Origin of the sequence: Bosea sp. 685, assembly GCF_031884435.1 — a bacterium.
Classification (GTDB): Bacteria; Pseudomonadota; Alphaproteobacteria; order Rhizobiales; family Beijerinckiaceae; genus Allobosea.
Genome location: NZ_CP134779.1, coordinates 2,155,224 through 2,169,508, shown reverse-complemented (window position 1 = coordinate 2,169,508; position 14,285 = coordinate 2,155,224). Strand labels below are relative to the sequence as shown.

Annotated in this window: 13 protein-coding genes; all 13 read right to left on the bottom strand. The window is 67.0% G+C overall.

Annotated features, from left to right (window positions below):
* Nucleotides 1–32 precede the first annotated feature (32 nt).
* The 13 genes from RMR04_RS11710 to RMR04_RS11650 all read right to left on the bottom strand — a co-directional run bounded on the left by RMR04_RS11710 (nt 33) and on the right by RMR04_RS11650 (nt 14,210).
* Entirely contained in the window at nt 33–1,277 is a 1,245-nt protein-coding gene (locus RMR04_RS11710; RefSeq protein WP_311914791.1) for a peptidoglycan DD-metalloendopeptidase family protein, read from the bottom strand.
* 429 nt (nt 1,278–1,706) lie between these two features.
* A complete protein-coding gene (locus RMR04_RS11705) occupies nt 1,707–2,384 on the bottom strand; it encodes a protein-L-isoaspartate O-methyltransferase family protein (RefSeq protein WP_311914790.1) in 678 nt (225 codons plus the stop codon).
* Nucleotides 2,385–2,529: 145 nt separating this feature from the next.
* Complete coding sequence (gene surE, locus RMR04_RS11700) at nt 2,530–3,291, bottom strand: 5'/3'-nucleotidase SurE (RefSeq protein WP_311914789.1); 762 nt, start codon at nt 3,289–3,291, stop codon at nt 2,530–2,532.
* Nucleotides 3,292–3,632: 341 nt separating this feature from the next.
* Nucleotides 3,633–5,051, bottom strand: a complete 1,419-nt coding sequence (serS, locus tag RMR04_RS11695) for a serine--tRNA ligase (RefSeq protein ID WP_311914788.1) — start codon at nt 5,049–5,051, stop codon at nt 3,633–3,635.
* 270 nt (nt 5,052–5,321) lie between these two features.
* Nucleotides 5,322–6,137 carry a twin-arginine translocase subunit TatC gene (tatC, locus tag RMR04_RS11690; protein ID WP_311914787.1) on the bottom strand — a complete coding sequence of 272 codons (816 nt, stop codon included), beginning with the start codon at nt 6,135–6,137 and terminating at the stop codon, nt 5,322–5,324.
* Nucleotides 6,134–6,661, bottom strand: a complete 528-nt coding sequence (gene tatB, locus RMR04_RS11685; protein ID WP_311914786.1) for a Sec-independent protein translocase protein TatB — start codon at nt 6,659–6,661, stop codon at nt 6,134–6,136. Before tatB ends, tatC begins: the two co-directional genes overlap by 4 nt.
* Nucleotides 6,662–6,709: 48 nt before the next feature.
* Nucleotides 6,710–6,952 (bottom strand): twin-arginine translocase TatA/TatE family subunit, encoded by a 243-nt coding sequence (locus tag RMR04_RS11680; protein ID WP_092177643.1) that lies wholly within the window; start codon nt 6,950–6,952, stop codon nt 6,710–6,712.
* 65 nt (nt 6,953–7,017) lie between these two features.
* The gene (locus RMR04_RS11675; protein ID WP_311914785.1) at nt 7,018–8,130 is read right to left on the bottom strand and encodes an ABC transporter ATP-binding protein; all 1,113 of its coding nucleotides are present in this window, start codon (nt 8,128–8,130) and stop codon (nt 7,018–7,020) included.
* A 212-nt stretch (nt 8,131–8,342) separates the two neighbouring features.
* Nucleotides 8,343–9,038, bottom strand: coding sequence for an SMC-Scp complex subunit ScpB (gene scpB / locus RMR04_RS11670; protein WP_311914784.1), 696 nt, complete (start codon nt 9,036–9,038; stop codon nt 8,343–8,345).
* A 19-nt stretch (nt 9,039–9,057) separates the two neighbouring features.
* On the bottom strand, nt 9,058–9,870 hold the full coding sequence (locus RMR04_RS11665) for a segregation and condensation protein A (protein ID WP_311915804.1): 813 nt from the start codon (nt 9,868–9,870) through the stop codon (nt 9,058–9,060).
* Between the two features lie 140 nt (nt 9,871–10,010).
* Nucleotides 10,011–11,021: a beta-N-acetylhexosaminidase gene (nagZ, locus tag RMR04_RS11660; protein WP_311914783.1), complete on the bottom strand. Its 1,011-nt coding sequence runs from the start codon at nt 11,019–11,021 to the stop codon at nt 10,011–10,013.
* Nucleotides 11,022–11,196: 175 nt separating this feature from the next.
* Nucleotides 11,197–12,294 carry a TRAP transporter substrate-binding protein gene (locus RMR04_RS11655; RefSeq protein WP_311914782.1) on the bottom strand — a complete coding sequence of 366 codons (1,098 nt, stop codon included), beginning with the start codon at nt 12,292–12,294 and terminating at the stop codon, nt 11,197–11,199.
* 248 nt (nt 12,295–12,542) lie between these two features.
* Nucleotides 12,543–14,210, bottom strand: coding sequence for an SPOR domain-containing protein (locus tag RMR04_RS11650; RefSeq protein WP_311914781.1), 1,668 nt, complete (start codon nt 14,208–14,210; stop codon nt 12,543–12,545).
* Between the last annotated feature and the right edge of the window lie 75 nt (nt 14,211–14,285).

Genomic DNA, 14,285 nt, shown 5'->3' with positions numbered 1-14,285 from the left:
TCGAATGCTGGGATCTCGAATTCCGGGATCGCTCAGTTGTTCAGGTAAGGCGTCGGATCGACCGGCGAGGAACCCTTGCGCAGCTCGAAATGCAGCTGCGGCGAGGAGACGTTGCCGGACTGGCCGGAGTTGGCCACGACCTGGCCGCGCTTGACCGTGTCGCCGCGCTTGACCTTCAGATCGCCGTTATGGGCATAGGCCGAGACATAGCCGTTGGGGTGGCGGATCAGCACCAGATTGCCGTAGCCCTTCAGCTCGCTGCCGGCATAGGCGACGGTGCCGCCCTCGGCCGCCTTCACCGGCGTGCCTTCCGGCACGGCGATGTTGATGCCCTCATTACCGCCCTTGCCGCTATAGCCGCTGATGACACGGCCACGCGCCGGCCAGCGGAAATCGGCCTTGTCGGAGGCATCCGCCTCGGCCGCCGGCTTGGGCAGGCTCGCGGTGACGACGGGCTCCGGCGCGGCCTTCGGCACGGCCGTGACCTTAGGCTCGGCGGCAGGCGCGCTGGCGACCACCACCGGCTTCGCCTTCTCCGCCGCAGGCTTCTTCACCTCGGCGACGACAGGCTTGGCCACAGGCACGTTGGCGACCGGCGCCGCCGCGACGGTCGTCTTGCGCGCCTCGGCCTTCGCCTTGGCTTCGGCAGCAAATTTGGCGCGCGATTCGCGCATCGCCTGCGCGTCAGTTGCGGCTTTGGTCTTGGCCTGGGCAGCCTCGGTCGCCCTGGACTCGGCGGCAGCGCTCGCCTTGGCTTCGGCGACAGCCTTGGCCCGGGCGGTAGCGCTCGCCGGCATGGCGGGAGCCGCGATGCGGGCCGCAGGAGCTGTCGGCGCCGCGGTCGGCGGCGCGAGGGTGCGGGCGGGTTCCGGTCGGGCGTCGCTTTGAACCTGCGCGCTCTGGGCGAATTGCTGCCGCGCGGCCGGGACTGAGCCTGCATTGGCGTTATAGACGGGAATGGTCAGACGCGAGCCCGGCGCGATAGTGGGGCTGGAAAGCCCGTTCGCGGAGATCAGCGCGGCACGCGGCACGCCATAACGCGAGGAGATCATGTCGAGCGTCTCGCCCTGGGCGACGACGATCGGCGTGCCACCCTGCGCGGACCAGCCCGAGGCGTTGCCGCCAGCCGCAAGCGGAGCCGTATTGCGCAGCGCCACGGCCGATTGCGGCGGCGGCAGCGGCTGCGAGCGGACCGAGGCCATGACCGGGGCAGATGGCGGGTTGAGCGGCGTGCTGGCGACGCGGCCAATCGAGCCCGTGGTTGCAGGATCGCGCATGGGCGGGGCCGCCTGAGCGCTCTTGAAGGGACTGGAGAAGGGCGCGTCAGAGAAGCGCATCGTCTCCGAGGAACAGGCGCTGACGCCCAGGGCAAGCAGGCAGACCGTCGACACACGAAGGACGACGCTGGGCTGGACCGATCCGACTTGAATACGCATGGACTGGCACTCGTGAACAACGCAACTCGATGGGGAGCATTAAAGCCCCGTTCAGGTTACGAAAGCGTTTCGCCCTCTCCCGCCCTCTTCATTTTCTGTGCGACTCCTGAACGTTTTCGCGCGAAGCCGATATCGGCTCGCGTGAAGAAAGCACGCTGGAGCGTTTTCGAGCGAAGTGGATACCGGTTCGCGTGAAGAAAACGCGTTAAACCAAAGAGCTAGAGCTGTTGAACGATCCAATTGGATCGGAAACTGCTCGAGAACAAAAGGCTAGAGCGCCCGCGCCAGGCCCGGCGCGAGCGGCGGCAGGCGCACCACCGGCCCCATGGCATGGTCGAAGCTGCCATCGGCAGCCTTCGTCACCACGACCCGGCGTGCGACGCCCTCGACGCGCAGGGCCCCGACGAGCCGCCCGCCCGGAGAAAGCCGCATCAAAAGCGCCTCGGGCACGGCCTGCGCGACGCCATTGACCAGGATGCGGTCGAAACGGCCCAGGGTCCGGTCCGGCTGAAATCCGTCGGCGTGGCGCAGATCGACCGACTGGCCATAGCCATTGCCGCTGAGGCGCTCATGCGCGGCCAGCGCCAGCGTGCGGTAGCGCTCCAGCGAAACAACCTCGCCGCCCATCGCGGCGAGCAGCGCCGAGACATAGCCCGAGCCGGTGCCGACCTCGAGCACGCGGGCCGAGGGCTGCATCTCGAGCGCGGTCAGGAGCGCGGCGACCGTGTGCGGCGCCGTCATGGTCTGTCCGCAAGGCAGCGGCACCGAGACGTCCTGGCGCGCCAGATCGGCAAAGCGCGACGGCGCGAAACGCTCGCGCGGCACCCGCTCCATGGCGCGCAGCACGGTGAGATCGCGCACGCCCTGCGCCCGCAGCGACAAAAGGAAGGCGACGGTGCGCTCGCCCTCGCTGGCGGCCACCTCCTCGCTCGGAACGTCTTCTCTCATCGCCGGCAATCCACCTCAGCCCTCATCCTGAGGAGCGGGCGTCAGCCCGCGTCTCGAAGGATGCTCCAGAGCGCGCTGGAACATCCTTCGAGACGCCGCTGTACGGCTCCTCAGGATAAGGGCTGAGAACATCACGCCAAGAGGCTCAAGCGAACACCTGCGCGAAACGCGTCAGCGTCGGCTCATGGGTCAGGTCGAGCTCGAGCGGCGTCACCGATATCTTTTTCTCGAACAGCGCGCGCAGATCGGTGCCATTGGCGGGCTCGGATTTGCTGCGCTGGAAGGCAATCCAAAAATACGGGTTGCCGCGCCCGTCCTGGCGCGGCTCCAGCTTCATCAATTCCTGGTCGCGCCGGCCCTGCACCGTGACCGCGACACCGGCGACCTCGCTCGGGGGAACATTGGGGAAGTTAAGGTTGAACAGCACATCCCTGGGAATGCCTTCGTCCAGCAGCCGCCGGATGATGCCGGGCGCATGGTGCTTGGCGCAGTCCCAATGGATCTGGTCGCGGCCCGCCGGCCCATAGGCCTGGCTGACGGCGATCGAGGGAATGCCGAGCAGCGTGCCCTCCATCGCGGCCGCGATCGTGCCGGAATAGGTCACGTCCTCGGCGACGTTCTGGCCGCGATTGACGCCAGACAGCACGAGATCGGGCCGCTCATCGATCATGATCGAGCGCGCCGCCATGATCACGCAATCCGTCGGCGTGCCGGCGACCGCAAAGCGGCGCTTGTCGATCTGGCGCAGGCGCAGCGGGTTGCTGAGCGACAGCGAATGCGCCACGCCCGACTGGTCGGTCTCGGGCGCGACGACCCAGACATCATCGGAAAGCTGGGCGGCGATCGCCTCCAGCACGGCCAGCCCCTCGGCATGGATGCCGTCATCATTGGTGACGAGAATGCGCATGGGTCAGGACTCTTTCATCGTCAGACAGGATGAGGCGGCGAATCGCGACACGCCCCCTCTCCCCTCGCGGGAGAGGGTTGGGGTGAGGGGGAGCGCGACCTTCTCCGTCATGCTCGCCCTTGTGGCGAGCATCCACATCTGGAACATAGCACTCGCCCAAGGAAGACGTGGATGGTCGGGACAAGCCCGACCATGACGGATGACCGACATATGTCGGTCTCCGTCGAAACCTGCCCGACCATGACGGAGAACGTCACGGCGCCCCCTCATCCGGCCGCTGCGCGGCCACCTTCTCCCGCCAGGGGAGAAGGGAAGAGGCGTCGCGCCGTGATGCCGCAGCATCACGCCTTCTCGATCCGCGTCACGCCGCGCATATAAGGTACCAGCGCTTCCGGCACCGTGATCGAGCCGTCGGCGTTCTGGTAGTTCTCCATCACCGCGATCAGCGCCCGGCCGACCGCCGTGCCCGAGCCGTTCAGCGTGTGGACGAAGCGCGGCGCACCACCCTCGCCCGCACGGTAGCGCGCGTTCATCCTCCGCGCCTGGAAATCGCCGCAAACCGAGCAGGACGAAATCTCGCGATAGGTCTTCTGTCCCGGCAGCCAGGCCTCGATGTCGTAGGTCTTCTGCGAGGCAAAGCCCATGTCGCCGGTGCACAGCGTCATCACGCGATAATGCAGATCCAGCTTTTTCAGCACAGCCTCGGCGCAGGCCAGCATGCGCTCATGCTCCTCGCGCGACTTTTCGGGCGTGGTGATCGAGACCAGTTCGACCTTCTCGAACTGGTGCTGGCGCAGCATGCCGCGCGTATCGCGCCCCGCCGAGCCGGCCTCGGCCCGGAAGCAGGGCGTCAGCGCGGTGTAGCGGCGCGGCAGCTCTTCCTCGGAGAGGATCGATTCGCGCACGAGGTTGGTGAGCGGGACTTCGGCTGTGGGTATGAGCCAATGCGCCTGTGCACCCATCCATTGCCGAGTGCGCATCGCATCATCTGCTCGAATGTCTTGAGCCAGCTTGTCGGCGGTCCCGAACTGTTCAAGGAAATCGCGCGCCTGATAAGACGTGAGCCCATCGATTACAGAAAACTGATCGTCACGAAACTTTGGCAACTGCGCTGTGCCGAACATCGCATCGTCCCGCACCAGCAGCGGCGGGTTCACTTCGGTATAGCCGTGCTCCTCCGTATGCGTGTCGAGCATGAACTGCCCGATCGCCCGACTCAGGCGCGCCACACCGGAATTGAGCACGACGAAACGCGAGCCCGACAGCTTCGCCGCCGTCTCGAAATCCATCTGGCCGAGCGCTTCGCCGAGCTCGTAATGCTCCTTGAGCTGATTGAAGCCGAAGAGCCGGCCGCCGGTTTTCTCCGGCGCCTCGCCATGCACCGACTTGACGACATTGCCATGCTCGTCGGCGCCCTCGGGCACCTCGTCATGGGGCAGATTCGGGATCGCGGCGAGTTGCTCGTTCAGCGCCTCGACCGCCGCCTTCTCCTGCACCTCCAGCGCCGGCTGCAATTCCTTCAAGCTGGCGACCTCGGCCTTAAGGCTGTCGGCAAGCGCGACATCCTTGGCGCCCATCGCCTTGCCGATCTCCTTGGAGAGCGCGTTGCGGCGTTCCTGCGCGCTTTGCGCCTTGGCGATGGCCGAGCGGCGGGTATCGTCGAGTGCGAGCAGCGACGACGACAACGGCTCGAGCCCCCGCCGCTTCAAGCCGGTATCGAACGCCTCGGCGTTCTCGCGAATCCATTTGATGTCGTACATCGGTCTCAGGCCATGCCGTCGCTGCGGAATGCAGCGAGAAATGCTCTAGACCGGGATGACGAGCGATGGAACCACCAACGTCGTGTTGTACCGGCGCCGGCAACATCCGCGACGTCATCCTGGACAAGCGGCGCAGCCGCGCAGCTCCGGGATCCATCATAGGGCTCCGTCGTTCCCTATGATGGATCCCGGAGCTGCGCCGCTAACGCGGCTTGTCCAGGATGACGGTGCGGGGAACCGAAAGGTCAGGGCAAGCGAGACAGCGGAGACTCAGCTCTCCGCCTTCTCTTCCTCAGCCTTCTTGGCCGCCCGCTTCTTCTCGACATAGCGCACCGAGAATACCGAGAGCTCGTAGAGCAGCAGCATCGGCACGGCGAGCATCAGCTGGGAGATCACGTCCGGCGGCGTCAGCACGGCGGCGATGACGAAGACGAAGACGATGGCGTAGCGGCGCTTGTCCTTCAGGAACTGCGAATCGATGATCCCCGCCTGCCCGAGCAGCGTCAGCACCACCGGCAATTGGAAGGCGACGCCGAAGGCGAAGATCAGCGTCATGATCAGCGAGAGATATTCGCTGACTTTGGGCAAGAGCGCGATGCCGGCCTGGGTCTCGGTTGCGGCCTGCTGCATGCCGAGCGAGAACTTCATCAGCACCGGCATGGCGAAGAAGAAGACCAGCGCGGCGCCAAGCGTGAAGAACACCGGCGTCGCCACGAGATAGGGCGCGAACGCCGCCTTCTCGTTCTTATAGAGGCCCGGCGCGACGAATTTGTAGACCTGCGTCGCGATCACCGGAAAGGCGAAGAAGCCAGCCCCGAACGCCGCCACCTTGATATGGGTGAAGAGCAGTTCGAGCGGGCCGGTATAGATGAGCTGCGCGTTCGCGGTGCTCCCGGCGGCCCAGACATAGGGCTGCACCAGGATGTTGTAGATCTGCGTCGAGACCGCAAAGCAGATGAAGAACATCAGCATGAAGGCGATCAGCGACTTGATCAGCCGCGCCCTGAGCTCGATCAGATGGTCGATCAGCGGCGCGCGCGAGGCCTCGATCTCGTCCTCGCCATCCTTCGCATTGACGACGCTCATGCTGCGCTCCCGTCTTCGGGTTCGCTGACCTTGGCCTTGCGCTTGCGCGGGGCGGCCTTGGCAGGCTCGGCCGCCACCGCCACGACCTCAGGCTCCACCTTGGGCGCACGCTTGCGCTTCGGCTTCTCTTCGGGGGCAGCGTCCGCGATCGGCGCGGGCGCGATCTCGACGGGCGGCAAGGGCTCAGGCGCCGGCAGCGCCGCGAGCTTGGCCTCGGCCTCTTTGAGCTGCGCGTCGTCGAGGCCTGTCGAGGTGGGCTCGCTGGGCATATCGATCGGCTTGTAGTCGGAGTTCATGGCCGAAGACACCGAGCCGCCGACATCCTCGACCTGCTTCTTCAGGTCGTGCAGTTCGGCCTCGCGCATCGCGTCATTGAACTGGCCCTGGAACTCGGTGGCCATGCGGCGCACCTTGCCGACCACCTGGCCGACTGTGCGCATGGCTTTGGGCAGATCCTTCGGGCCGATCACGACGAGCGCAACCGCCCCGATCAGCATCAATTCGCTCCAGGCGATGTCGAACATCGATGGCTCGTCCTCTCAACCGCTCGCCTTGAGGCAAGCGGCGCGCCATCAGGCCTTGTGCTCGGCCTTGGCCGCAGCGGGATTGCTCGTGGTCGCCTGGTCGATGACCCGGGGATCGGCCGGGGCAGCGCTCGGCGGCGTGGCCGGCTCGTCATCGTCGGCCATGCCCTTCTTGAAGGATTTGATGCCCTTGGCAACGTCGCCCATCAGCTCGGAAACCTTGCCGCGCCCGAACAGCAGCATCACGATGACGCCAACGACGATCCAGTGCCAGATACTGACGCCACCCATGGCGAACTCCTCCGAATTACAGTGCGGCCGGGCGTTGAGCCTCGGCCAACTTCTTGTGGCGGAACCTATGTGTCCCCCGCAGGGAACACAAGAACTTCATCCGTCGGAATATCGATGCCGACATCGTCGCCCTCGCGAACGCTCCCGGTGAGCGAGATCCGCGCCAGCAGCGGCCGGTCGAAGCCCGAGACCGCGAGCAGGACGTGATCAACCTCGCCGAGGAAGCGCCGCGTCACGACACGGCCCGGCAAGCAGAACCCCTTCGGCGTCAATCGGATCGCTTGTGGCCGGATGCAGACCACGGCTTGCGCGCCTTCGCCGAGCTCGCCCGCCGGAAACCGCCCCACCGGCGTATCGACCGCGCCGCGCAGGACACGGCCTTCTATCTCGGTAAAATCGCAGAAGAATCGGGCAGCAAAGAGGCTGTTGGGCTGACGGTAGAGCTGTTCGCCCGTGCCGACCTGGACGATCCTGCCTGCGCGCATCAGCACGATGCGGTCGGCGATGCGCATTGCATCCTCTGGATCATGCGTCACGATGATCGAGGTCGCGCCGGTTTCCTTGAGCAGCGCCGCCGTCTCGTCGCGCACCACATCGCGCAGGCGCCGGTCGAGATTGGAGAAGGGTTCGTCCATCAAGAGCACGCCGGGGCGCGGCGCTATGGCGCGGGCCAGCGCGACGCGCTGCTGCTCGCCGCCCGACAACATATGTGGATAAGCCTCGCTGAGATCCGCAAGTCCAACGCGAGCGATGGCGCGCAGCGCGGTGGCCTCGGCCGATGTCTCGTCATAGCCGCGCAGGCCGAAGCGAACATTCTCGCGCACGCTCAGATGCGGAAACAGCGCATAGTCCTGGAAGACCAGCCCGACGCCGCGCTGCTCCGGCTCGACGAAGCCTTGCGGTGAGGACACATCCCTGCCCTCCAGCAGCACGCGCCCGGAACTCGGCCGCTCGACGCCGGCCGCAAGCCTGAGCAGCGTCGTCTTGCCGCAGCCCGATTGGCCAAGCAGGGCCACGACCTCACCGGGCTCGATGGACAGGCTGACCTCGCTCAAGGCCGTCACATCGCCGAAGCGCTGCGTCACCCGATCGAACCCCAGCGCCATCGGGATCGCGGCGCCGGCCGTCCCCCGCCTGCCCCAGCTCAGCCAGCGCGCCTTGGTCTCACTCGACGCCAAAAGATGCTCCACCCTATCCACCAACCGCAGCGTCATTCCGGGCGTAGCCCCCGGGTCCGATCTTCGATCGGCCCAAGGGTAAACTCCGCGAAGACCCGGAATCCATCGTAGAGCCAGGCCCGTCAAAGGATTGGCCCTCCGATGGATTCCGGATCGGCGCCGCTGTCGCGGCTTGTCCGGAATGACGGCGCGAGTGGGAAAGAAAGCCTGCCCTACTCATCCGCCCTGTGCGGCGGCCCTTCGCCGTCGTCAAGCGGCGTGAACAGGTCGCCGAGCGGATCCTCATCGGCGCGCAGATCCGGATCATCGTCGGGAATCGGCACGGTGAGGTCCTTGGTCAACCGCCCCTCGATGAAGCCCGAGCCCTTGAGCTCGTCGAGGCCGGGCAGGTCGTCGATGCGGTCGAGACCGAAATGGTCGAGGAAGCCCGGCGTCGTACCATAGGTCACCGGCCGGCCGGGCGAGCGCCGGCGGCCGCGCAAGCGCACCCAGCCCGCCTCCAGCAGGATGTCGAGCGTGCCCTTGGCGGTGGCGACGCCGCGAATCTCCTCGATCTCGGCCCGCGTCACCGGCTGGTGATAGGCGATGATAGAGAGCACCTCGAGCGCCGCCCGTGACAATTTGCGCGGCGGCTCGGCCTCGGCCGCCAGCAGATAGCCGAGATCGGGCGCGGTGCGGAAGGCGAAGCCGCCGGCGACCAGGCGCAGATTCACCCCGCGCGGCGCATAAAGCGCGATCAGATGCTCCAGCACCTGCGCGACATCGACGCCGGCCGGCACCGAGCGCGCCAGTTCCTCGGCGCTCAGCGGCATGGCCGAGGCGAAGAGCAGCGCCTCGACGATGCGCGTGGCCAGGGCCAGCACCTCGGCCTCGCCGCCATCGTCCTCCTCGTCGAAACGCTCGGTCATCGCCACTGTCATCGCCCACTCACAACGGCAGGGCCGGTGGCCGCGCCGAGCGGCGGCGCAGATAGAGCGGAGCGAAGGCTTCGTCCTGGCGCAGATCGAGCGCGCCCTCCTTCACCATCTCCAGCATCGCCGAAAGCGCCGAAGCCCTGACGGTCGCCGTCATCTCGCGCTCCGGCAGGCCATGCGAGGTCATGTAGCGCGCGAGATAGGGGTCGATCGCGGTCCAGTCGCCCGCCTCGCCGACGAGACGCTGCAAGGCCTCGCGCGCCTCGACCAGCGACCAGACGATGCGGTGGCCGACGGAGATATGGCCCTGGACGCGCCTCTGGCGCTGCTGCGCATAGGCCGAGAGCAGATCGTAGAGCTCCGCCTCCCAGATCGGGCGCGCGCCTGCCACGATCGGCTCGGGCGCGCCGCGCGCAAAAACATCCTGCCCCAGCAATTCACGCGAGGCGAGCCGGCGCGACGCCTCGCGGATCGCCTCCAGCCGGCGCAGACGCAAGGCAAGCGCGGTGGCGAGATCGGCCGCGCTCGGCTCCTCGCCCTTGGGCGGCTCGGGCAAGAGCAGGCGTGATTTGAGATAGGCCAGCCAGGCCGCCATCACGAGATAATCGGCCGCCAGTTCGAGCCGGAGCGCCCGCGCCTGCTCGACGAAGACAAGATATTGCTCGGCCAGGGCCAGGATCGAGATGCGGTGCAGATCCACCTTTTGGCGCCGCGCCAGATCGAGCAGCAGGTCGAGCGGACCTTCATAGCCATCGACATCGACGAGGAGCGCGGGCTCGTCCTCACGGCGCGGGCCGTCATCCTCGAATGGCAGTTGCGCCGCCATGGCCGGCCGCCCCTTCTTGATCGCGCCTGCCCACACGCCGCCCTCATCCTGAGGAGACGCGGACTTCCGTCCGCTCCTCAGGATGAGGGCGGCGGTGCTCGACAGGCCCCAACCCCCACGAAGGCCGCAGGTTCGGCTGTTCAGGCGCTCAAGGCAAGCGCGCTTGCAAGCTGCGCCCTCGCTTCATCCACATCCAGGGGTTCGGGCGCGTGCCGGATGCGGGCCAGCGCCATGGCGGCGCGGCGGCCGCGCGCGCCTTTCATCTCCGGCACGGCACCGGCGATCGCCACCATCTCCGCCATGGTGCCGTGGCAATGCAGCACGACATCGACGCCGGCGCGGATCGCAGCCCTGGCCTTCTGCGTGAAGCCGCCCGCGAGCGCCTTCATCGAAATATCGTCGGTCATGATCAAACCGTCGAAGCCGAGTTCGCCGCGCATGATCTCGCGAACGATCGTCTTCGACACCGTCGCCGGGTGCTTCGGGTCCAGCGCGGTGAAGACGACATGGGCCGTCATCGCCATGGGCATGTCGGCGAGATGCCGGAACGGGCGGAAATCGCTCGCCCGCAATTCCGCCAGCGAGGCCTCGACCACCGGCAGGTCGTGATGGCTGTCGGCCTTGGCGCGGCCATGGCCGGGCATGTGCTTGATCACCGGCAGCACGCCGCCCGCGATCAGCCCCTCGGCCGCCGCCCGGCCGAGCCGCGCGATCATGTCGGGCTCATGCGCATAGGCGCGGTTGCCGATGACATCGTGGCTGCCGGCGACGGGAACGTCGAGCACCGGCAGGCAATCGACATCGATGCCGACGGATTTCAGGTCATGCGCCATCAACCGCGCCGAAAGCCGTACGATTTCGCGCTGTTGCACGGGATCGTTGATACCCAGGAAGGCGCGCGCCGGTGGGTAGGCCGGCCAATGCGGCGGCCCCATGCGCTGAACCCGCCCGCCCTCCTGGTCGATCAGGATCGGCGCATGCCAGCCGACGGTCTCGCGCATCTCAGCCGTCAGGGCCGCGACCTGCTCAGGGCTTTGCGTGTTGCGCTTGAACAGGATGAAGCCCCAGGGCCGCGCCTCCCTGAAGAAGGCGCGCTCGTCCTGGGTCAGGCTCGTGCCGAGGCAACCGGCGATGAAGGCGCGTGAGGTCATGTGTGAGGCCTAGAAAGGGGCAGGCCGACGGTCAACCCTCCGCCGTCATCCTGGACAAGCCGCGTAGCGGCGCAGATCCGGGATCCATCATAGGGCGATGCGCTCTACGATGGATCCCGGCGCTCCGCTTCGCTTCGGCCAGGATGACGGCGGAGGACGGGATAACCCTCGCGCCTCAGCGCATCTGTGCCGACATCTGGGCGTTGAATGCGTCGAAAGGCAGCTCGGCGATGCGGAACCAGAGCTGCTCCTTCTTCCAGTAGGGCAGGAACGAATCATAGAAGGTCTTGAAGGCCGGGTTGCTCGCGGCGAGCTCACCATAGAGCGCGAAGGCCTCCTTGAACGCCGCCAGCATCACCTCCTGCGGGAAGGGGCGCAATTCGGCGCCGGCAGCGGCCAGCCGCAACATGGCGTCTGGATTGCCGTGATCGTATTTGGCCACGCACAAGGCGTTGGCCTCCGAGCAGGCGGCTTCGAGCGCGGCCTTGTAGGACGGCGGCAGATCGTTCCACTTGTCGAGGTTGGCGATGAAGCTGACATTGGCGCAGCCCTCCCAGAACCCCGGATAGTAGTAATATTTCGCGACGCGCTGGAAACCGAGCTTTTCGTCGTCGAGCGGGCCGGAAAACTCGACAGCGTCGAGCGTACCACGCTCCAGAGCCGGGTAGATGTCGCCGCCGGCGATCTGCTGCGGCACGACGCCGAGCCGTGCCATGATGCGCCCGCCGAGGCCCGCGATACGGAACTTCAGCCCCTTCAGGTCTTCGAGCGTCTTGATCTCCTTGCGGAACCAGCCGCCCATCTGGGCGCCGGTGTTGCCGGAGGGGATCGTGTAGCAGTTATAGCCCTTCATGAAGGCGCGGCACAGTTCGAGCCCGCCGCCCTGATAGAGCCAGGCATTCTGCTGGCGCGTGTTGAAGCCGAAGGGCAGCGAGGTCTCGAAAGCGAAGGCCGGGTCCTTGCCGATATAAAAGCTCGACAATGTATGGCTGCACTCGACCGTGCCGTTCTGGACGGCATCGAGCGCCTGCAGGCCGGGCACGATCTCGCCGGGTGCGAAGACCTGGATCTGGAACTGGTTGTCGGTGAGCTCGGCGACGCGCTTGGCGACCTGCGTGCTGAGGCCATAGAGCGTGTCCAGGCTCTTGGGATAGCTCGAGGTCAGGCGCCAGCTGACCTTGGGCTGCGACTGGGCAATGGCGGGAGCGGCAATGGCTGTGCCGCCAACTGCAGCGCCCGTGCCTGCAGCCTTGACGAATGTACGACGATCCATGGGTTTCCTCGGTTTCTTGTGTCGCTTGGAATTCTTGTCTCGCGCCCTGCCCTCGCCCCGGCAAGAACATGCGCAAGCTGGGCGGCGACGCTACCCGCACTGGGCCCGCGCTTGAACCCCAACCATGCGGTAGCGTCATGCGCCGCAGGCCGAACGGAAAAGCCGCCGGCAGCGACTGGGCGCTGCCGGCGGCTTTTTATGAGGTCAGGCGTTATGCGACGGCTGAAGCCCGCTTAGTTCTTGTTCGCTCAGTTTTTGGCGATGAAGCACTGGCCGCCGGCCGTCTGCAGCTGCGTGCACATGGCCGTGGCGTCGTCGCGCGAATAGGGGCCGACGCGCAGGCGGTAGACGGTCTTGCCCCCAGCGAGTTCGGTCTTGCGCACGATCGGCGCCTGGCCGCCCAGCTGATCGGGATATTTGCGCTGCAGCGCCGAGAAGGTGGCGCGCGCTTCCGCCTCGCTGCCGGGCGCGCCGAGCTGCACCGCGAAATCGCCGGTGCCGGCACGGATCGCGGCCGTGGCCGGAGCGGCAGTCGTCGTAGCCGGAGCGGCGCTGGCGATGCGCAGCGGCGGCGTCGTCGCGGGCGCCGGCGTCGCGACACGTTCCTGCACTTTCGCGGCTTCCGGCGTCGTGGCCGGGCGCGGGCGCGGCAGGCTTCCGGCCGCCGTCGCATTCGGATTGCTCGCAGCAGAGGCGGTGAGCTTGGCGGGCGCCGACCCCGTAACCGACGGCGATACGGCGTTGATATTGCCGTTGCCGTTCGCGCCGGGAGGCGGCGCGGGCGTGCCGTCGGGCCGGATCGCGACGGTGCGCACGCGGCGCGGCTCGCCCAGCCCGGGAACGGCGGGTCCTGGCATCAAGGCGGGTTCCGCCGGCGTCGCGCTACGCTCGGGCACGGCGGGAGCGTTCGCCAGCGGATTGGTCGTACCGGAGGTGTCAGTGCCGCCAGTGACAACCGAAGAACCGGGGCCAGGCAGGACGACCCGTGCCGGCAAGGACCGCGCCGCCTGCTGGACATCGACCGGCTGTTCCTCGCGGCTGACCACCTGGGTCTGGGTCGAGGGAGCCTGTCCGACCTTTTCGTAGATCTGCTTGTTCTGGTTTGGAATCTCGGTGCCGCCCGGATTGGTCGGCTCGACCTTGGTCGGACCGCGATCGGCGTTGATCACAAGCGGCGATCCGTCCTTGCTCACCGGGCCGGACGAACGGAAGAACGACGCGCCGGCGACGCCAACGATACCGATGACGGCAACCGTGGCCAGCAGCCATAGGCCCTTGCGCGAACGGCGCGGCTCGAGATCGGGCGCATCGTCCTCCGCCATCATCGGCCGCTCAGCCGGCTCGGACATGCCTGGCTGGCTGTAGCCGCCGGACTGCTCATAGGCATAGGAATAGCCGCCGGCCGCCTGATCGAGGTCGCGCGGCGCATCAGCCACGCCTTGCACCGAAGCGGGCCGCTGATAGCTCTGCGGCTCCGGCAGGTGGAAGCCATGCTCCTCGGGCTCGTCATAATACTCGTCAGCGACGGGCGCGGGGACCGGGGGTGTCGCCGGCCGAGCGACGTCATTGCGCCGCAGCAGCGCCTCGAATTCGTCGAGCGCACCGCGCAGCTCCGCCGGCGGAGCAGAGCTTTCGGGCTTCGGCGGAACCGGAACGGGCGCGAAGGAGGGCTCCTGCCGCGGCGGCTGCCAGGACTGCGCCGGCTGTTGCCAGGACTGTACCGGCTGCGGCACCGGTGCCGGCTGGCCGCGATGGGCGAAGATATCCTTCAGCGGATCGTCCTGCCCGACGATGCGCGTCAGTTCCGCGAGCGGATCCGTGGCTTGGCCGGGCTTGGGCGCCTGGGCCGCACCGCGAAGCTGACGCTCGAGATCTTCGAGGTCGAGGGCGAAACGGTTTCTAGCGGGCTCACTCATGGCATGATCCATTCCAGCGCGGGCCGAGGCGACGAATGGAACGCCGAACCTCACGCGCGGTCAAATTGACCTTGT